We start from the raw sequence: 19112 nt of genomic DNA, 5'->3' as shown, positions 1-19112 counted from the left end.
GAACGAGGAAGTTCCATGGCTATCGGATTGATCATCATCGGCGACGAAATCCTGTCGGGCAAGCGGACGGACCAGCATTTCCCGAAAGTGGTGCACATGCTCAAGGCGCGGGGCTTGCAGCTGAGCTGGGCGGAATACGTGGGCGACGAGCCGGCCCGCCTGGTCGCCTTGCTCAAGCGCAGCTTTGCCAGCGGCGACATCGTTTTCAGCTTTGGCGGCATCGGCGCCACGCCGGACGACCATACGCGCCAGGCGGCGGCCGATGCGCTGGGCTTGCCGCTGGTGCTGCATCCGCAGGGCAAGCAGAATATCCAGCAGCGCATCACGGAAATGGGCGAGGAGGCGGGCGTGCCGGCGGACTTGCACTCGCCGGAAAACCTGCACCGCCTGAAAATGGCGGAATTCGTGCAAGGCGCCGAGCTGATTCCGAATCCGTACAACAAGATTGCCGGCTTTGCCGTGCGCGAGCATTATTTCGTGCCGGGCTTTCCCATCATGTCCTGGCCCATGATCGAATGGGTGCTCGACACGCATTATGCGCACCTGTTCAACCAGGTGCCGCATGCGGAACACGCCTTGCTCGTGTATGAAACGGCGGAATCCCTGCTGACGCCGCTGATGGTGCGCCTGGAAGCGGAGTTTCCGTTGATCAAGGTTTTCAGCCTGCCCAGCGTGGGCGACGCGCAGACGCGCCGGCATATCGAACTGGGCGTCAAGGGCGAGCCGGCGCAGGCGGCGGCCGCCTTTGCCGACATGTGCGCCACGCTCGACGCCATGCAGGCGCAATACACCACCATCTGAGGTGCTGCCGGCCCGGCGCCGGCGGCTTTTGCGCCGGCGTCCCGCCTGCCGTGCATCCATGCACGCAAGCGTACGTTCCAAGACGTTGTTTTTTTGCGAAAATCTTTAATGAAGCAAGATTTTTGTGCGCGCTCGTCAGTCGTTTTCATGCCGATGTGGTGGAATGGTGAACAGGGGCCTTGCGTGTCAGACGCGGGGTCGCCTGCCTGTGCAGTAGCGTGTTTTTTCGATTTACCGGTATGGACATCATGTTAAGCAAGCTTTGTTGTGACCGGCCCTGGCTGGCTCTCGTCTTACCCTGCGCGGAGCGGTATCGCTGCCGCATTTTCCGCGCCGTCCAAAACCAACCTTACCCCAGCATCCCATGAAAGACACAGGCGTCAACCTGGCCGCGCAAGAGCGGCCCCCATCCGATCCAGCTGCCGAGGCGCCGCCGCCGGCGAGCCCGCCGAAGAAGCGCCGTTCGCGCATCTGGCCCATCTTTGCCATCATTGTGCTGGCGCTGATCGCCGGCGTGGCGTGGTTCGTCATGCGCGAAGTGCGCACCTCGGCCCTGCAGGCAGAGTTTTTCACGCGCCTGGACCGCCAGCTGACGTTCAAGGTCGAACCAGGTCCCGCCCCGGCGGGCGCCATCCGCTATCCGCAGCACGGCCCGTATGACGAGCGGCTCGGCTATGCCAGCTTGCCGGACTTCATCACCAAGCTGAACGCGCGCGACTATGCCGTCACGGCGCAGGCGCGCATGTCGCCGAAGATGGTGCAACTGGCAGACCGGGGCATCTTTGCCACCTATCACGAGAAAAACCGCGCGGGACTGAGCATCCTCGATTGCCGCGCCGCGCCCCTGTTCGCGGCCAGCTATCCCGAGCGCATGTTCGACGGCTTTGCCGAAGCGCCGCCCGCGCTCGTGCAAAGCCTGCTGTTCATCGAAAACCGCGAATTGCTCGACCCTGGCACGCCCCGGCGCAATCCGGCCGTGGAATGGGACCGCCTGAGCAAGGCGATTCTGGACAAGGCGCTGAACCTGTTCGGCGGCCACCGCGGCGGCGGCGGCAGCACCCTGGCCACGCAGATCGAGAAATACCGGCATTCGGAAGACGGCCGCACCAGCTCCATGCAGGACAAGCTGCTGCAGATGCTGTCGGCCAGCCTGCGCTCGTACCAGGATGGCGAAAACACCATGGAAGCGCGGCGCAAGATCGTCGTCAACTACCTCAATACGGTGCCGCTGTCGGCGAAAAGCGGTTTTGGCGAGGTCAACGGCATTGGCGACGGCATGTGGGTCTGGTATGGCCGTCCGTTTGCCGACGTGAAGACTTTGCTCAAAGGAAATATGGACCAGCCGGGCAGTGCGCTGGCCTACAAGCAGGCGCTGAGCCTGCTGATCGCGCAGCGCCGTCCCTCGCATTACCTGGTGGCGGGCGGCGCCGACCTGGAAGTGCTGACCAACAGCCATCTGCGCCTGCTGGCGCAGGCGGGCGTGATTTCGCCGCAGCTGCGCGATGCGGCCATCGCCGAGAAGCTGCGTCCGTCGACGGCCTCGGGCGTGCAATCGGAAGCGTCCACCTCGTTCGTCACGCGCAAGGCGTCGAATGCCGTGCGCAACCACCTGGCCAGCATGCTGGGCGATCCCCGTTTGTACAACCTGGACCGCCTGGACCTGAAAGTGGTCAGCACGCTCGATGCGCAGGCGCAAAACGCCGTCACCAAGGTCTTGCGCGAGCTGCGCGACCCGGAAGTGGCGAAAGCGGCCGGCTTGACGGGCAAGGGCATGCTGGGCAATGGCGACCCCGCCAACGTGGTCTACAGCTTTACCCTGTTGCAAAAGGGCGAGCAAGCCAACTTGCTGCGCGTGCAAACGGATAACTTTGACCAGCCGCTGGACATCAACGAAGGCGCCAAGCTGGACCTGGGTTCCACGGCCAAGCTGCGTACCCTGGTCACCTACCTGGACATCATCGACCAGCTGCACCAGCGCTACAGCGGCATGGGCGCCGCCGAGCTGAACAAAATCGCCGTCGATCCCAAGGACATGCTGTCGCAGTGGGCGATTGCCTACTTGAAACCTTTGCCGCTCGGCGAGGCGCGCAAGCTGCCCGCCATGCTGGCCGCCGCCATGGAGCGCAAATATTCGGGCAATCCGGGCGAAGGCTTCTTCACGGGCGGCGGTTTGCACCATTTCGGCAACTTCTCCAAGCTCGACGACAGCCGCATCATGACGGTGCAGCAGGCGCTGCGCCAGTCGACCAACCTGGTGTTCGTGCGCCTGATGCGCGACGTGGCCCGCTACTACATGTTTTCGCGCCCCGATTCGTCGGCTTCCTTGCTGGCGGACGCGGACGATCCGCGCCGCGCCCAGTACCTGAGCCGTTTTGCCGACAAGGAAGGGCGCGAATTCCTGCACCGCTTCTACCAGAAGTACCGCGGCAAGAGCGTGGACGAGCAGGAAAAGATCCTGTTGGCCAGTATCCGCCCGACACCCGTGCGCCTGGCGAATATCTTCCGCACCATCAATCCGAAGGGCACGGTGGCGGAATTTGGCGATTTCCTCAACGCCAACCTGCCGTCGCAAAACGAAGTGCCGCCCGAGCGCGTGGCCAAGATGTACCAGCAGTACGCGATGGAAAACTGGTCCCTGGCCGACCGGGGCTACCTGGCCAATGTGCATCCGCTGGAACTGTGGATGGTGGCGTACTTGCGCCAGCACGAGGGTTCCACCCTGTCGCAGATGGTGGCGGCCAGCGAGAAGGAACGCCAGGAAGTGTATAAATGGCTGTTCAATACGCACCGCAAGCATGCGCAGGACCGCCGCATCGCCAACTTGCTGGAAGTGGAGGGTTTCCTGGAAATCCACCGCCAGTGGAAGAAGATGGGCTATCCCTTCGATTCGCTGGTGCCGTCCTACGCGACGACCCTGGGCGCGTCGGCAGACCGTCCCGCCGCGCTGGCCGAGTTGATGGGCATCATCATCAACGATGGCGTGCGCAAGCCCAGCGTGCGCATCGATTCCATGCATTTCGCTGCCGCCACGCCGTACGACACCATGCTCAAGCGGGGCACCAAGGTGGAGGCGGAGCAAGTGCTGTCGCCGGACGTGGCCAAGGCCGTGGCCAAGGCCATCCGCGAAGTGGTGTCGGACGGCACGGCGAAACGGGCCAAGACGGCATTCGTGGGCGCCGACGGCGTGCCCATTCCCATGGGCGGCAAGACGGGCACGGGCGACCAGCGCTTCGACGTGTATGGCGCGGGCGGCCGCCTGATCGAGTCGCGCTACGTGAACCGTTCGGCCACGTTTGTCTTCAATATCGGCGAGCGCTTCTATGGCAGCATGACGGCGTACGTGCGGGGGCCGGAATCGAAGCACTACGATTTCACCAGCGCCTTGCCCGTGCAATTGCTGGTGTCGCTGGCGCCGAGCCTGATGCCGCTGATCGAACCGCAGGCGCCAGCCGAAGGCGTGGCCAAGCAGTGCACGAATTAAATCGTTGCTGTAACTTAAAAGCCGGCCTGCATGGCCGGTTTTTTTATGGAGGAAAACGTGACGATGGACAGGACGCAGCAGCTCTTTGCGCAATATCACCGTTTTGACGATGGGGCGCTCGTATCATTCGAGCACGTGTATGGTTACCAGGGCGTGCAGGCCGTGCGCATCGTCTTGTACGCGAGGAATCATGGGCTGGAAGGCAATGTCTGGCGCCAGGTGGCCATCACGGTGGGCGACGTGCGGGAAGTGCTGGTCAGGATGCCGGGCAACTTCATCAACCGCATCTGCTGCGGCGTGAAGCTGCTGCGTTTCGGCGACGTCTGGTGCGTCGATGTCGACGGCACGTACACGTACGATGATCCGGCGACCCTGGAGGAAGTGCGCCGCGATGGCGATTGCTACGTCATCGGCGGCACGGTCGAGGCTGTGGAGCTCGATTAACCGGCAAATTCTGCCGTCTTGCCGGCCAGGCGCGCGTGATACGCGGCAATGGCAGGGTAGTCGGGACGCTGCATGGGCGCCATCAGCCAGCGCTTGACGGACAGGCCCAGCACGATATCGGCCAAGGTAAATTGCTCGCCGCACACATACGCGCCCGTGCGCTGCAGCTGCTGCTCCAGGATGCCCATCATCTTGTTCCATCCGGCAATACCTGCCGCCAGCAGCGCCGCATCCTGGTGGGCGGGGCTGTGGCGCACCAGCGACATGAAGGCGTAGCGCCAGCTGTTGTTCAAATCGCCCATTTGCCAGTCCATCCATTTTTCCACTTCCGCGCGGGCGCGGGGCGTGCTTGGCAGCAAGTCGTCGCGGCCCGCCTGGGCGCACAGGTAGCGGCATATGGTGTTCGATTCCCACAGCACCAGGTCGCCGTCGAGCAGCACGGGCACCATGGCGTTCGGGTTCAGGGCCAGGAAGGCCGGGTCGTCCGTGCTGCGAAAGCCGCTGCCCCAGTCTTCGCGTTCGTAGGGCAGGTTCAGTTCCTCGCACGTCCACAGGACTTTGCGGACATTGATCGAGGCGGCTTTTCCAAGAATTTTCAGCATGCAGGGCTCCGGGGGCAGGTGGTTGATCCGCCACTGTAGCGGATTTGGCCACGCCGCGCCTGTGAAAGTGCCTTGCATAGTTGCGCTTTTCTTGGCATCGTAGCCACCCATGAAACCTATGCGCCATCACATGTCCAAAATCCTCGCGTTCAGCCGCTTTTCCGTGCGCGATTTCCTCGCCACCGCCGGCCCTACCTTGCTGCTGGTGGGCGCATTTTGCGCGCTGGCGTACTGGCTGGTCGACCCGGCGCCGCCGCGCCAGGTGAGCCTGTCGACGGGACAGGACAACAGCGCGTACGAAGAGTTCGGCAAGAAATATGCGGCCACCCTGGCCAAGCACGGCATCAAGGTGACCTTGCAGCCGTCGCTGGGCTCGCAGGAAAACCTGCAGCGCTTAAACAGCGGCAAGACCGATATCGCCTTCGTGCAAAGCGGCTCGACGGAACACGCGGATGCCGAGCGCCATGGCCTCATTTCGCTGGGGAGTCTATTTACGGAACCCGTCTGGCTGTTCATGCGCGAAGACAAGGCGGTGACGGAACTGACGCAATTGAAGGGCATGAAGATCAACCTGGGGCCGGAAGGCACGGGCGTGCCCAGCCTGTTCCGGCAGTTGCTGTCCGTGAATGGCGTGGAAGCGAAGGAATTGACGGTCAGCGACTTGCAGAACACGCCCGCCACGGTGGAGCTGCTGGAAGGGCGCATCGACGGCCTCGTGTTCAGCTCGGCGCCGGAAGCGCCGCTGATCCAGATGCTGCTGCAAACGCCGGGCATCAAGCTGTTTGATTTTTCGCAGGCAGAGGCGTACACGCGGCGCCTGCCTTTCCTCACGCATGTCGTCTTGCCGCGTGGCATCGTCGACCTGGGACAGAACATCCCCCCGCAGGACTATCACCTGATCGCGCCGACGGCCACCCTGGTGGCGCGCGAAGACTTGCATCCGGCCCTGGTCGACCTGTTCGTGCAGGCGGCGGCCCGCATCCACGGGGGCACGGGCTGGTTCCAGCAGCAGGGGCAGTTCCCGTCCGCGCGCTACACGGAAATTCCCGTGGCGCCCGAAGCGCTGAAATTCTACAAGGATGGCGCGCCCGTGCTGCAGCGCTATATGAGTTTCTGGCTGGCCAATTTCTTCGACCGCATGTGGGTGCTGGTGGTGGCCCTGGGCGCCCTGATCCTGCCCCTGTCGCGCGTGGTGCCGCCCCTGTACGTGTGGCGCATCCGCTCGCGCGTGTACCGCTGGTATGGCCAGTTGCGCACGGTGGAGCAGGCGCTGGAAGACGTGCCGCAAGAGCAGCGCGCGCACGTGTATGCCGAGCAATTAAGACGGCTGGACCAGATCGAGGAAATGGTCAACCAGATCTCGATACCGCTGTCGTTTGCGGACGGCCTGTACGGCTTGCGCAGCCACATCAATTTCGTGCGCAAGCGCATATTGACCCTGATGGGCGAACATCCCGAGGCAGGCGAGCCGGCCTGAGCGCTTAACTCGCCTAAACGAGGGTGATCGACAGCTTGCGGCCCACCAGGGCGGCGGCCCGCTCCAGGGTGGAGAGCGTGACGTCGCTGCTGGGGTCGAGCAGGCGGTCGAGCTGCGAGCGGCTCGTCTGCAGCAGGGCCGCCATGCGCGTCTTCGACAGCGATTGTTCCTGCATCGCCTGCGTCAGTTGCCAGGCGATCACTTCCTTGATGGCGCGGGTTTGCGTTTGCTCGAAGATGCCTTCCTCCTTGAGGAAGTCGTCGAGACTGCTGCCGAGGTGGGGAACGGTGGCGTTCATGTCAATTCCTTCAAGCGTTTGCGGGCGATGGCCAAGTCATCGTAGGGCGTGGCGCGGGTTTTCTTGATAAAGCCGTGCAGTGCCACCAGGCAATCGCCGTGATGGCAGATCAGCACGCGTGCAATGCGGTTGCCGGGCAAGCTGCTGCGCACTTCCGACAAGTCTTGCCCCAGGTGACGGCACAGGGGCATGCCCACGGGCCAGCGCCATTGCGCATGCATCAAGTCTTGCCCGATCACATGGCGCTCTTCGATGGGTAAAGACTTGAGCCAGTCGCGCACGGGTTCGCCGCCATGGTCGTTCGCATAGAACAGCAGGGTAATTTGCCGCAAGCCGGAAGCATCCATGACGCACCTCTACGTTGTACTATATAAGGTACATGTTCGCAAGGTAAATCTGCGCCGCTCTGGAGAAAATCGCGCGCGCATGGATGGTTGTAGCCGATGGCGGGCCGCAGCATGGCCCGCCAGATCAAACACTGTTCAGATAGTCAGGCGGCCAGCGTCAGGCGCCCAGCCAGGGCAGGCCCGCCTTGCACCAGCCGCCGATCTGCTTGCGGTGGCCGTCGGCGTCCTTGTCGCCTTCGAAGCCTTCGAGGATGTCGAAGCAGTTGATATAGCCGTGCTCGGTGGCCAGCTTGGCCGCATGGCGCGAACGCACGCCGGAGCGGCACAGGAACAGCAGCACCTCGTCCTTGCCCGCCTGGGCCGCCAGTTGCGTGAGGAAGTCGGGATTCGGCACGCCGCCCGGGTAGGTGGCCCACTGCACCGCGCCATGCTGGGTATCGGCGATGTCGACCCGGCCGACCCAGTCGCGCTCGGCATTCGTGCGCACATCGATGAGCTTGACGGCAGCATCGCCTTGCAGCAGCGCATATGCTTCCTGCGGCGTGACGGCGCCGGCATACGGCGTACCTTCATTGGCCCGGCTGCGGGCGATGGTCAGGATGTCGGCGGCGGTAGTCATGGCGTCCTCGGTGAAAGTGGGCAGGTGTGTACGATTATAGTGCGCCGTCCGCGCCCCGCAAACGGGAATCCATGGTGCACGGCGCCTGCACCACAAGGAGGCGTTTTTCAGGAATTCACATAAAATGCACGATAATGGTGCGTTATTCGTTTTTTGCACTTGCTTAGTGCATTCTTGATTGGACGCAAACGCCGCGTGGAAATCGCGGGCATGAAAACTTTCACTGGGATGGCCGTAATTTTGCTGCCTGCCCCAGGGCGCTCCGGGAGCTGGCATGGAATCTGCTATGATCCTTATGAGTTTTGGTGGCACGCAATGTTTGCTTCGCTTCATCAGCCCGGACGCACTTAGGTCGGCTCACCCCACATTCATTTAGGAGATACGCATGGCAATGACAGCCGCAGAAGTCTTGAAGATGGTAGAAGAAAACGAAGTCAAATTCGTTGATTTCCGCTTTGCCGATACCCGTGGTAAAGAGCAGCACGTGACGGTTCCCGTGTCGCACTTCGACATGGACAAATTCGAGTCGGGCCACGCCTTCGACGGTTCTTCGATCGCTGGCTGGAAAGGCATTGAAGCCTCCGACATGATCTTGCTGCCGGATCCAAACACGGCGAATATCGACCCGTTCATGGAAGAAACGACCCTCTTCATGCAGTGCGACGTGATCGAACCGTCGGACGGCAAGGGCTACGACCGCGACCCGCGCTCGATCGCGAAACGCGCCGAAGCCTACCTGAAATCGTCGGGCATGGGCGACACCGCCTACTTCGGCCCTGAGCCGGAATTCTTCATCTTCGACAGCGTGCGTTGGAAGATCGACATGTCGGGCTGCTTCGTCAAAATCGGTTCGGACGAAGGTTCGTGGTCGACGGGCAAGGACATCGAAGGCGGCAACAGCGGCCACCGTCCTACCGTCAAGGGCGGCTACTTCCCCGTGCCGCCAGTGGACAGCTTCCAGGACATGCGTTCGGAAATGTGCCTGATCCTGGAATCGCTGGGCATCCCGGTTGAGGTACATCATCACGAAGTGGCCGGCGCCGGTCAGAATGAAATCGGCACCAAGTTCTCGACCCTGGTCGAGCGCGCCGACTGGACGCAAAACCTGAAATACGTGGTGTGGAACGTGGCGCACAGCTATGGCAAGACCGCCACCTTCATGCCGAAACCTATCGTTGGCGACAACGGTTCGGGCATGCACGTGCATCAATCCGTATGGAAAGATGGCAAAAACCTGTTCGCTGGCGACGGCTATGCCGGCCTGTCCGATTTCGCCCTGTACTACATCGGCGGCATCATCAAGCACGCCAAGGCACTGAACGCGATCACCAACCCGGGCACCAACTCGTACAAGCGCCTGGTACCAGGCTACGAAGCGCCGGTGAAACTGGCTTACTCGGCGAAAAACCGTTCCGCTTCGATCCGTATCCCGCACGTGGCCAATCCAAAAGGCCGCCGCGTGGAAGCGCGCTTCCCGGATCCACTGGCGAACCCGTACCTGTGCTTCGCCGCACTGCTGATGGCAGGCCTGGACGGCGTTGCCAACAAGATCCATCCGGGCGAAGCCGCCTCGAAAGATCTGTACCATCTGCCGCCGGAAGAAGACGCACTGATCCCTACCGTGTGCGCCTCGCTGGAAGAAGCACTGGACGCCCTGGACAAGGACCGCGAGTTCCTGACCCGCGGCGGCGTGTTCAGCGATTCCATGATCGACGCTTACCTGGAACTGAAAATGCAGGATGTGCAGCGCATGCGCATGACCACGCATCCAGCCGAGTTCGACATGTACTACTCGCTGTAATGGCGCCACGCCGGCAAGGTGCCGGTAGTGAATAAGAAACGCGGGTGAGGCGATGGTCTTGCCCGCGTTTTTTTATGCCGCGGCCCAGTGCGGCGCCAGGGCGGTGTTGTATAGTCGGCCCAGGAACGTTGCGGCATGCGCCGACAGGAGTGGAGATTGAGCAAGCATTACAGAATGGCGCTGATGGCAGGATTGCTGGGCGCGGCCGCACAGGCGCACGGGCAGCTGTATGTGTGCGCCGATGCGCAGGGACACAAGACGTACACGGACAGGAGTGCCGGCAAGCATTGCCAGCTGCTCGATTTGCCGGGCGCCATGACGGAGCCGCCGCGCAAGACGGCGCCGCTGGCGGGCGCGCCGGCACGGCCCGCCACGCAGGCGGTGGCCACGGCGGCGCCCGCCGCCGGCGCGTTTCCCAAGGTCGATGGCGCCGAGCAGCGCGCGCGCGACCTGGACCGGCGCCAGATCCTGCAGGACGAGTTGCGCAGCGAAGAGCAGAAACTGGCGGCACAGCGCCTGGAATTTAACGGCGGCCAGCCTGAGCGCCAGGGTAACGAGCGCAACTATGCGAAATACCAGGAAAGAGTGGCGCAGTTGAAGGACAACATCAGCCGGACGCAGCAGAACGTCGAGGCCCTGAAACGCGAGATCGCCAATATCAGATGACGAGACCATGACCATAGACAACCATTCCACCCGTCCCGCCCACCTGGCCGGCCTCGATTTGCTCGCTTCGGCCGTGATCCTGCTCGATGGCGATGGCCGCATCGGCTATGCCAATGCGGCGGCGGAAAACCTGCTGGAAAGCTCGTTGAAGGCGCTGTCGCGGCAAAAGCTGACGGCCCTGTTCCTGAATCCCGAGGAGCTGGCCGGCATCTGCGCGCAGGCGCTCGAACACAAGTTTTCCGACTTGCGCCAGGACCTGACGCTGGAGCGCCTGGGGCGCGAGCCGCTGCGCGTGCACAGCATCATCAGCGCGCTCGACGCGCCGCGCGACGGCGTGCTGATCGAGTTGCGCGAGAACGTGCAGCAGTTAAAGCTCGACCGCGAGGAGCGCATCCTCGACCAGAGCCAGGTCAACAAGGAGCTGATCCGCAACCTGGCGCATGAAATCAAGAATCCGCTGGGCGGCATCCGCGGCGCGGCCCAGCTGCTGGAGCTGGAATTGCCGGCCCTGCACCTGAGCGAGCTGCGCGAATACACGCAAGTGATCATCAAGGAGGCGGACCGGCTGCAAACCTTGGTCGACCGCCTGCTGGCGCCGCACCGCCGCCCGCACATCGTGGGCGACGTGAATATCCACGAAGTGTGCGAAAGGGTGCGCAGCCTGATCCTGGCCGAGTTTCCCAGCGGCCTGACCATTTCGCGCGATTACGACGCCTCGATCCCCGAGTTTCGCGGTGACAAGGAACAATTGATACAGACCGTGCTCAATATCGCGCACAACGCGGCGCAGGCCCTGGCCGAGCGCATCGAGGCGGGCGATGCGGAGCTGATTTTCAAGACGCGCGTGGCGCGCCAGGTGACCCTGGCCAAGGTCCGTTACAACCTGGCATTAGACTTGCATATCATTGACAATGGACCGGGTATCGCACCCCAGATCCGCGACCGGATTTTCTACCCGCTGGTGTCGGGCAGGGAAGGCGGCAGCGGGCTGGGGCTGACCTTGGCGCAAACCTTCGTGCAACAGCACCTGGGCGTGATCGAGTGCGAAAGCCGGCCTGGATACACCGATTTCAGGATCGTTCTCCCCTTGCCATAAGCGAGGCAGTATCCCACCCATGAAATCCATTGCGGGACGCACACACTAATGAAGCCAATCTGGATAGTTGACGACGACGAATCAATCCGCTGGGTGCTGGAAAAAGCCCTGGCGCGGGAAAATCTCGCCACCAAGAGTTTTGCCAATGCGCGCGGCGCCATCGCCGCACTGGAATTCGACACGCCGCAAGTGCTCGTGTCCGACATCCGCATGCCGGGCGCGTCCGGCCTGGAACTGTTACAGACGGTTAAGTCGCGCTTTCCCGGCTTGCCTGTCATTATCATCACGGCCTTTTCCGACCTCGATTCGGCCGTCGCGGCCTTCCAGGGCGGCGCCTTCGAATACCTGGCCAAGCCCTTCGATATCGACAAGGCCGTCGAGCTGATCCGCCGCGCGCTGGAAGAAAGCCTGCGCGAAACGAGCGTCGAGTCAGGCCCGTCCGAAACGCCGGAAATCCTCGGCCAGGCACCCGCCATGCAGGAAGTGTTCCGCGCCATCGGCCGCCTGTCGCAATCGAATGTGACGGTGCTGATCACGGGCGAATCCGGTTCCGGCAAGGAACTGGTGGCGCGCGCGCTGCACAAGCACAGCCCGCGCGCGGCGCAGCCGTTCATCGCCCTGAACACGGCGGCGATACCGAAGGATTTGCTGGAGTCCGAACTGTTCGGCCATGAACGGGGCGCGTTCACGGGCGCCCAGACGACGCGCCGGGGCCGCTTCGAGCAGGCCGAGAACGGCACCCTGTTCCTCGACGAGATCGGCGACATGCCGTTCGACCTGCAGACGCGCCTGTTACGCGTGTTGTCCGACGGCCATTTTTATCGCGTCGGCGGCCACCAGCCCATGAAGGCAAACGTGCGCGTCATTACGGCCACGCACCAGAACCTGGAACAGCGCGTGCGCGACGGCCTGTTCCGCGAAGATTTGTATCACCGCCTGAACGTGATCCGCCTGCGCCTGCCCAGTTTGAGGGAGCGGCGCGAGGATATCCCCATCCTGGTGCGCCACTTCCTGGTGCAAAGCGCGCGCCAGCTGGGCGTGGAAGCCAAGCGCATGAGCGAGCCGACGATGCAGTTCCTCAGCAGTCTCGATTTGCCCGGCAACGTGCGCCAGCTGGAAAACCTGTGCAACTGGATCACCGTCATGGCGCCGGGCCAGACGGTGGAAATCAAGGACTTGCCGCTGGAATTGACGCAAGGGCAGGGCGATGGCGCCGCTGCCGTCTCCGCTGAAGCTGCGCCGGCGGCCGTGGCCCATCCGCACGGCGGCCAGGTGTTTGAAGCGGCCGCGCCCGCCAATGGCGCGCCGCCCGGCTGGATCGGCTTGCTGGAATTGCAGGCGGCCGGCATGCTGGGCGCGGGGCAGCAGGAAGTCATGGCCGTGCTGGGACGGCAATTCGAGTCGGCCCTGATCAAGACGGCGCTCAAGCATACGCACGGGCGCAAGAACGATGCCGCCGTGCGCCTGGGCATCGGCCGCAACACCATCACCCGCAAGATCTCCGAGCTGGGCATCGACGGCGCCAAGGACGATTGACGCATGAACGGACGGGGACTCCCCCGTCCGCTTTTCCGCACGGCGTCCCTCGCGCGCCACAACACGCACTGCAGGCGATAAGGTAAGCTGGCGCCTGCCGGACTGTTTCGTCCGGTGTTAACTTGAACTGTGGAATAGCATGCTCATAAACTGCGTGGCCTACCAGGATGGCAAAAAACTGGCCGACTTGCCGATCGACGACATCAGCGACTACGTCGAGCGCCCCGATTGTTTCGTCTGGGTGGCCCTGCTCGACGCCACGCCGGACGAGCTGAAACAGATGCAGCACGAATTTTGCCTGCACGAACTGGCCGTCGAGGATGCGCAGCGGGGCCACCAGCGCCCGAAAATCGAGGAATATGGCGATTCGCTGTTTGCCGTCGTAAAAACCGTGGAAATGGTCGAGAACGAACTGGTGCTGGGCGAAGTCGACATTTTCGTTGGCGCCAATTACGTGCTCTCGTCGCGCAGCAACAGCTCGCAAGGTTTCCTCGGCGTGCGCGCGCGCGCCGAGCGCGAACCGCACCTGCTGCGCCAGGGCTCGGCCTTCGTGCTGTACGCACTGATGGATGCCGTCGTCGACCGCTACTTTCCCGTGCTCGACGCGCTGGAATCGGAACTGGAACTGATCGAGGACCGCATCTTCGACCGTGGCACCGAGCGCGACAATATCGAACGGCTGTACCAGTTGAAACGCAAGGTGATGGTCTTGCGCCACGTGGTGGCGCCCCTGATGGAAGCCGTGGGCAAGCTGCACGGCGGGCGCGTGCCGCCCCTGTGCCACGATACCCAGGAGTATTTCCGCGATGTGCACGACCATCTGGCGCGCATCAACGGCACGCTCGACACGATCCGCGATACCATCAGTACGGCCATCCAGGTGAATCTGTCGATGGTGGCCATCGATGAGAGCGAAGTGAACAAGCAATTGGCGGCCTGGGCTGCGATCTTCGCCGTCTTCACGGCGTTTGCCGGCGTATGGGGCATGAACTTCAAGTTCATGCCGGAGCTGGACTGGCATTATGGCTACCCGGTCGCCGTGGGACTGATGAGTTGTGTCTGCGGTTATATGTATTACTTGTTCAAGCGTTCCGGCTGGCTGTAAAAAATTCCTGTACATCTGTATTATTGAACAATGTCCAGGGGTACAATCGCGGCAGGTCCGCTGGGGCGGGCCATGGCTGAGAGTCGCCGCGCCGGCAGGTGTGCCTGTGCTGCCGGTGCCGTGCAGGAGCATTCATGAGTATTCCGTTGTTTGATGTGAATTCGCAAGAACCCCTGTTCGATGCCGAGCAGCGGCGCACCCTGGCGGAGGCGGCCCTGCGCTCGATTACCGCCTCGACGGCGCACGCCCGTGGCGACGACTTCCTGCGCATCCTCGTCAAGGACCTGGCCGAAGCCCTCGACGTGCACTATGTGATCGCCGGGCGCCTGGTGCGCATGGACGATGGCAGCGAAGGCATCCGCACCCTGGCCCTGTGGGGCGGCGACGGCTACCAGCCGAATATCGAATACAGCCTGCAGCACACGCCTTGCCAGGATGTAACCTGCCAAAGCATGTGTTTTCATGGCAGCGATATCCAGCGTCGCTTTCCATTCGATACCCTCCTTGTCGACATGCAGGCGGAAAGCTATGTCGGCATGCCGCTGATCGATACCGATGGCAAGACCCTGGGCATCCTGTCGGCCATCGACACGCGTCCCATCGATGAAAACAAGCGCTTGCTGGCGCTGCTGCTGCTGTCGATCTTCTCGGCCCGCGGCGCGGCCGAGCTGCAGCACCAGGAGCGCACGCAGCAGCTGGAAGAGATCGTGCGCGTGCGCACCGAATCGCTGCTGGCGGCGCAGGCCAACCTGATCGAGCAGGAGCAGATGGCGGCCCTCGGCTCGCTGGTGGCCGGCGTTTCGCATGAGGTCAACACGCCCATCGGCGTGGCGCTCACGGCCGCGTCGAGCATGGGCAGCTATGCCGACCAGCTGGTGCAGCTGCTGGGCGGCGCCAAGGTCAGCCGCGCCGAGCTGATCGACCTGGCCGAATCGCTGAAAGGGGCGGCCGCCTTGATTGAACGCAACTTGGCGCGGGCCGCCGACCTGATCGGCAATTTCAAGCAGCTGGCCGTGGACCAGGTCAGCGAATACGTGGCCGACCTGGCGCTGCACGACTATGTGCACGGCCTGGTCTCGGCGCACAGCCCGGAACTGCGCAAGGCGGCGCTGGGCGTGGAGCTCGATATCGCGCCCGATTGCCAGGTGCGCCTGGCGGCCGGCAAGCTGTCGCAAATCCTGTCGAATCTGCTGATGAACAGCGCCCGCCACGGCTATCCGCAGGGCGGGCCTGGGCGCATCACGATACGCGCGCGCATCGAGGCGGACGGCGACGACGCGGATGCGCGCTGGCTGCTGCTGGAGTTTTCCGACGACGGCATCGGCCTGGCGCCAGCCGTGCGCGAGCATATGTTCGAGCCATTCTTCACCACCAAGCGGGGCCAGGGCGGCTCCGGCCTGGGCATGCACATCGTCTATACGATCGTGCAGCAACTGGGCGGCCAGGTGTGCGCCATCGACAGCACGCCCGGCTGCCATATACAGATCAGACTGCCGTTGGCCAGCTGACCACGCCTGCGTTTGCGCCGTCTCCGGGTGGCATGCCTATCCGACTTCTATATTTATTGCAATGTTGTATGCGCGCCATACAGGTGCTGAGTTCTGTTGACACTCAGATTGGCATTGTGATTCCATGTGATTCCCTAGTTAACTTTTAGTTGTCCAGTGTCTGCCTTCCGCACAGGTAGCGTGGCGCTCCGGCCCGGAGCCCGGGCTTGAAAACTGTGCGGTGCAAAGAGTGCCTTGATGTGAACGACAACAGTGCGGACACCAGATCCGCTGCTTGTATAACGTACAATGAGAAGGGTTCACCATGCTTAAAGAAACCGTCATTTCCCACGCCGTGCGCATCGTCTGCGCCGGTGGCGTGGCAGCGGCGCTGTCCGTCGCGTCACAGTCGGCGATCGCGCAGGATGCGCAAGGGGCCGATGCACAGATACAGCGTGTGGAAGTCACCGGCTCGTCGATCAAGCGCATCGCCGCCGAAGGCGCCTTGCCGGTCACCATCCTGACCGCCGAAGCCATCCGTACCTCGGGCGCCACGTCCGTCACCGACCTGGTCAAGAAACTCTCGTCCGCCCAAGGGGCAACGACGGAAAGCTCCTCGGTCGGGGGCAGCACTTTCGGTTTCTCCGGTATTTCCGTGCATAACGTGGGTGAGACGCGTACGCTCGTCTTGCTGAACGGCAAGCGCCTGGCCCAGTTCGGCGGCCAGACCCTGACTGGCTTTGCCGCCGGTTTCGACTTGAACTCGATCCCGATTTCCGCCATTCAGCGCGTTGAACTGCTGACCGACGGCGCGTCCGCCCTGTACGGCGCCGACGCCATTGCCGGCGTGGTCAACTTCATTACCAAGCACGACACGACGGAAGGCGACGTGAGCATCGGCTATTCGGCGCCCAAAAACGGCGCGCGCGAGAAACGCATCAGCGCCACCAAGGGCTTCGGCAACCTGGAGGACGATGGCTACAACGTGGTGCTGACCTTCGGCCACGACGAGCGCGACAAGCTGGGCTCGGTCGACCGCTCGTTCGCCAGCACGGGCAAGGTGCAGTTTTCGGCCAATGGCAAGCGCTATCAGAAACAGCAATTCTCGGCCAGCCCGATTCCCGCCAACGCCACCGATGACCAGGGACAATTGATCAGCCCTTATCAGAAGACCAACGGCTCCTGCCCCGACAAGACCTTCCGCGTGATCGAGCCATATAATGATGGCAGCGGCCTGGTCGACGATTACTGCGGCTATGATTTTGTGAAGGATCTGGAAATCTATCCGGAGCGCAAACGCGACAACTTCATGGCCTCGGGCACCTTCAAGATCGCCGGCCAGGAAGTGTATGCGGACGTGTTGCTGTCGCGCACCAAGCAGACGTCGCGCATCGCGCCCGTGCCGGGTGCCATCGCCGTCGACGCGGGCACGGCGCTGCATAACAAATATTTATTGCCAATTGGCATTACTGGCGACAGTACGGCTTTTTACCGGCTGTTCGACATGGGCCAGCGCACCTCGAAGGATACGGCGGACTTCGCCAGCGTGGTGGTCGGCACGCGCGGCGTGGCCGCCGGCTGGGACTACAATGCGTCGTACAATTTCTCTGAAAGCCGCGTAAAAGGCAGTATTTCCGGCTATCCTGGCGCCATCGCCGTCAATAACCTCACGTCCAGCGGCTTGCTCGATCCCTTCGTCGGCCCGGGCAAGCAATCGACTGCAGCGCAGGAGGCGATCAAGGCGGCCACCTTCTCCGGCTACTGGGATGGCGGCACGTCGCGCCTGCAAACCATCAATTTGAATGCGTCGACGGAAGTGCGGCGCTTGCCGGGCGGGGCCATGATGCTGGGCGTGGGTGCCAACATCAACCGCGAGGAATTCTCCGCCAAGCCGAGTCCGTTTGCGCAGGGCATCCTGGCCGATCCCGTAAAAGGCACCTTGTGCGGCGGCACGACGGGTCTGGAATGCGACCAGCGTTTCGGCGACGCGGCCAGCAGCCAGCCATACAGCGCCAGCCGCACGTCGAAAGGCGTGTTTGGCGAACTGATCGCACCCGTGCTGAAAGAATTGGAACTGGGCGCGGCCCTGCGCTTCGACGAATTCTCGGACTTCGGCGGCGCCACGACGGCCAAGGCCAGCTTCAAGTGGACGCCAGCGCCCACCTTGCTGATCCGCGGTTCCGTCGGTAACGGTTTCCACGCACCGACCGTGCCGCAAGTCAATGCCTTGCAGCGCGGCTATGGCGTTACCAGCGACAAGTACACGTGTACGCCGGCCCTGCAAGCCATCGCCACGCGCCTCAATGCCCAATGCCAGCCAGGCAATCGCCAATATGACCAGCTGGCCGGCGGCAACCGCGACCTGCAGCCGGAGAAATCGAAACAGGCCACCATCGGCTTCCGTTACGAGCCCATCAGCGCTATCACCCTGGGCGCGGACCTGTGGCATGTGCAGATCCGCGATTCCTTCGGCCAGTTGACGGAACAGCTGGTGTTCGCCAATCCGGCCAACTTCCCGAAATCCTGGGGCGTCAACAAGGATGTGGGCACGGGGACGACCTACCTGGCCTTCCTGGCCGATAACCAGAACCTCGGTAAATCGTTTGCCACCGGCGTCGACATCGATATCAGCGGCCGCTACCGCTCCGGCATCGGCCTGTTCACGTCGCAGCTGAACGCGACGCGGATGCTGCGCGAGGATGTGCAGCTGGAACGCAACGGCCAATACTATTCGGCGCTGGGCAACTTCGCCGATCTGGGTACGGTAACTTTCCGCACGCGCGGCCAGTGGACGAATACCTTGAAAACGGGTAACTGGGCCAACTCGCTGACGGTCAACTTCCTGTCCGGCTACAAGGACCAGGAAACGACGGTCGACGTGCTTGACGCTTCGGGCGCCGTGACGGGGCAGGAAAAGATCCGCATGCAAGTGGGTTTCTATTCGACGCTTGACTGGCAAACCGTGTGGACGCCAAGCAAGAGCTGGGTCTTTACCGCAGGCGTGCTGAACCTGACCGACAAGAGCCCGCCATTCGTGCCATCGACGGCGGGCGCGAATCGCGGCCAGCAGTTCGGCTATGACGACCGCTATTACGATCCGCGCGGCCGCACGGGCTACCTGAATGCCTCGTACAAGTTTTAAACGGGGTACGCAGGCATAAAAAAACCGGCACTGGGTGCCGGTTTTTTTCGTCCCGCCGCAGGGGAAGGCGGACGTGGCCTAGCTGTGATGTTTCAATAGGTTGTTGTGGTTCATTCGGATTGGATTTGAGACACTGGAAATCGCCAAACCCCCAGTTCTCAAGGAAACCAACCGAATGAACATCCATAAGAATGCCCGATTAACTCTGAT

The 19112-nt window shown here is 62.6% G+C and carries 15 protein-coding genes; 11 read left to right on the top strand and 4 right to left on the bottom strand.

Going from position 1 to position 19112, the window contains the following annotated elements; all coding sequences use genetic code 11:
* Positions 1-15: 15 nt before the first annotated feature.
* The 3 genes from GCN74_RS09965 (at position 16) to GCN74_RS09955 (ending at position 4726) form a co-directional block, all read left to right on the top strand.
* Positions 16-801: a competence/damage-inducible protein A gene (locus GCN74_RS09965; protein WP_152256534.1), complete on the top strand. Its 786-nt coding sequence runs from the start codon at positions 16-18 to the stop codon at positions 799-801.
* A gap of 364 nt (positions 802-1165) precedes the next feature.
* Positions 1166-4282, top strand: a complete 3117-nt coding sequence (locus GCN74_RS09960; RefSeq protein WP_152256533.1) for a transglycosylase domain-containing protein — start codon at positions 1166-1168, stop codon at positions 4280-4282.
* A 30-nt stretch (positions 4283-4312) separates the two neighbouring features.
* Positions 4313-4726, top strand: coding sequence for a hypothetical protein (locus GCN74_RS09955; RefSeq protein ID WP_152256532.1), 414 nt, complete (start codon positions 4313-4315; stop codon positions 4724-4726).
* Here GCN74_RS09955 and GCN74_RS09950 read toward each other — a convergent pair.
* Positions 4723-5328: a glutathione S-transferase family protein gene (locus GCN74_RS09950; protein ID WP_152256531.1), complete on the bottom strand. Its 606-nt coding sequence runs from the start codon at positions 5326-5328 to the stop codon at positions 4723-4725. The two genes, GCN74_RS09955 and GCN74_RS09950, sit on opposite strands and share 4 nt — an antisense overlap.
* A gap of 130 nt (positions 5329-5458) precedes the next feature.
* Here GCN74_RS09950 and GCN74_RS09945 point away from each other — a divergent pair, with 130 nt between their 5' ends.
* The gene (locus GCN74_RS09945; protein ID WP_152256530.1) at positions 5459-6805 is read left to right on the top strand and encodes a TAXI family TRAP transporter solute-binding subunit; all 1347 of its coding nucleotides are present in this window, start codon (positions 5459-5461) and stop codon (positions 6803-6805) included.
* A 13-nt stretch (positions 6806-6818) separates the two neighbouring features.
* Here GCN74_RS09945 and GCN74_RS09940 read toward each other — a convergent pair whose 3' ends face one another.
* The 3 genes from GCN74_RS09940 to GCN74_RS09930 form a co-directional block, all read right to left on the bottom strand.
* On the bottom strand, positions 6819-7103 hold the full coding sequence (locus GCN74_RS09940; protein ID WP_152256529.1) for an XRE family transcriptional regulator: 285 nt from the start codon (positions 7101-7103) through the stop codon (positions 6819-6821).
* A complete protein-coding gene (locus GCN74_RS09935) occupies positions 7100-7450 on the bottom strand; it encodes a type II toxin-antitoxin system RelE/ParE family toxin (protein ID WP_152256528.1) in 351 nt (116 codons plus the stop codon). Before GCN74_RS09935 ends, GCN74_RS09940 begins: the two co-directional genes overlap by 4 nt.
* A 157-nt stretch (positions 7451-7607) precedes the next feature.
* Positions 7608-8069, bottom strand: a complete 462-nt coding sequence (locus tag GCN74_RS09930) for a rhodanese-like domain-containing protein (RefSeq protein WP_152256527.1) — start codon at positions 8067-8069, stop codon at positions 7608-7610.
* 385 nt (positions 8070-8454) lie between these two features.
* On the opposite strand from GCN74_RS09930, the gene glnA reads away from it, so the two are divergent.
* From glnA to GCN74_RS09895, 7 genes are all read left to right on the top strand, one after another.
* Entirely contained in the window at positions 8455-9870 is a 1416-nt protein-coding gene (gene glnA / locus GCN74_RS09925; protein ID WP_029496182.1) for a type I glutamate--ammonia ligase, read from the top strand.
* Between the two features lie 183 nt (positions 9871-10053).
* Positions 10054-10536, top strand: coding sequence for a DUF4124 domain-containing protein (locus GCN74_RS09920; RefSeq protein WP_152256619.1), 483 nt, complete (start codon positions 10054-10056; stop codon positions 10534-10536).
* Between the two features lie 7 nt (positions 10537-10543).
* Entirely contained in the window at positions 10544-11632 is a 1089-nt protein-coding gene (glnL, locus tag GCN74_RS09915) for a nitrogen regulation protein NR(II) (protein ID WP_152256526.1), read from the top strand.
* A 48-nt stretch (positions 11633-11680) separates the two neighbouring features.
* A complete protein-coding gene (gene ntrC, locus GCN74_RS09910; RefSeq protein ID WP_152256525.1) occupies positions 11681-13168 on the top strand; it encodes a nitrogen regulation protein NR(I) in 1488 nt (495 codons plus the stop codon).
* A 139-nt stretch (positions 13169-13307) separates the two neighbouring features.
* The gene (gene corA / locus GCN74_RS09905; RefSeq protein ID WP_131374183.1) at positions 13308-14273 is read left to right on the top strand and encodes a magnesium/cobalt transporter CorA; all 966 of its coding nucleotides are present in this window, start codon (positions 13308-13310) and stop codon (positions 14271-14273) included.
* A gap of 134 nt (positions 14274-14407) precedes the next feature.
* On the top strand, positions 14408-15781 hold the full coding sequence (locus tag GCN74_RS09900; protein WP_152256524.1) for a GAF domain-containing sensor histidine kinase: 1374 nt from the start codon (positions 14408-14410) through the stop codon (positions 15779-15781).
* Between the two features lie 304 nt (positions 15782-16085).
* Positions 16086-18902 carry a TonB-dependent receptor plug domain-containing protein gene (locus GCN74_RS09895; RefSeq protein ID WP_152256523.1) on the top strand — a complete coding sequence of 939 codons (2817 nt, stop codon included), beginning with the start codon at positions 16086-16088 and terminating at the stop codon, positions 18900-18902.
* Positions 18903-19112 lie beyond the last annotated feature (210 nt).

Origin of the sequence: Janthinobacterium sp. FT14W (assembly GCF_009208755.1) — a bacterium.
GTDB lineage: Bacteria > Pseudomonadota > Gammaproteobacteria > Burkholderiales > Burkholderiaceae_D > Janthinobacterium > Janthinobacterium violaceinigrum.
This window is presented reverse-complemented; position numbering and strand designations above follow the sequence as displayed.

Bases quoted from the DNA above. Each gene is read 5' to 3' on its own strand.
- GCN74_RS09955 (WP_152256532.1), top strand. From the start codon at position 4,313: ATGGCCGGTTTTTTTATGGAGGAAAACGTGACGATGGACAGGACGCAG.
- GCN74_RS09950 (WP_152256531.1), bottom strand. From the start codon at position 5,328: ATGCTGAAAATTCTTGGAAAAGCCGCCTCGATCAATGTCCGCAAAGTC.
- corA (WP_131374183.1), top strand. From the start codon at position 13,308: ATGCTCATAAACTGCGTGGCCTACCAGGATGGCAAAAAACTGGCCGAC.
- GCN74_RS09935 (WP_152256528.1), bottom strand. From the start codon at position 7,450: ATGGATGCTTCCGGCTTGCGGCAAATTACCCTGCTGTTCTATGCGAAC.
- GCN74_RS09960 (WP_152256533.1), top strand. From the start codon at position 1,166: ATGAAAGACACAGGCGTCAACCTGGCCGCGCAAGAGCGGCCCCCATCC.
- glnA (WP_029496182.1), top strand. From the start codon at position 8,455: ATGGCAATGACAGCCGCAGAAGTCTTGAAGATGGTAGAAGAAAACGAA.
- GCN74_RS09965 (WP_152256534.1), top strand. From the start codon at position 16: ATGGCTATCGGATTGATCATCATCGGCGACGAAATCCTGTCGGGCAAG.
- GCN74_RS09940 (WP_152256529.1), bottom strand. From the start codon at position 7,103: ATGAACGCCACCGTTCCCCACCTCGGCAGCAGTCTCGACGACTTCCTC.
- GCN74_RS09930 (WP_152256527.1), bottom strand. From the start codon at position 8,069: ATGACTACCGCCGCCGACATCCTGACCATCGCCCGCAGCCGGGCCAAT.
- GCN74_RS09920 (WP_152256619.1), top strand. From the start codon at position 10,054: ATGGCAGGATTGCTGGGCGCGGCCGCACAGGCGCACGGGCAGCTGTAT.
- GCN74_RS09895 (WP_152256523.1), top strand. From the start codon at position 16,086: ATGCTTAAAGAAACCGTCATTTCCCACGCCGTGCGCATCGTCTGCGCC.
- ntrC (WP_152256525.1), top strand. From the start codon at position 11,681: ATGAAGCCAATCTGGATAGTTGACGACGACGAATCAATCCGCTGGGTG.
- GCN74_RS09945 (WP_152256530.1), top strand. From the start codon at position 5,459: ATGTCCAAAATCCTCGCGTTCAGCCGCTTTTCCGTGCGCGATTTCCTC.
- GCN74_RS09900 (WP_152256524.1), top strand. From the start codon at position 14,408: ATGAGTATTCCGTTGTTTGATGTGAATTCGCAAGAACCCCTGTTCGAT.
- glnL (WP_152256526.1), top strand. From the start codon at position 10,544: ATGACCATAGACAACCATTCCACCCGTCCCGCCCACCTGGCCGGCCTC.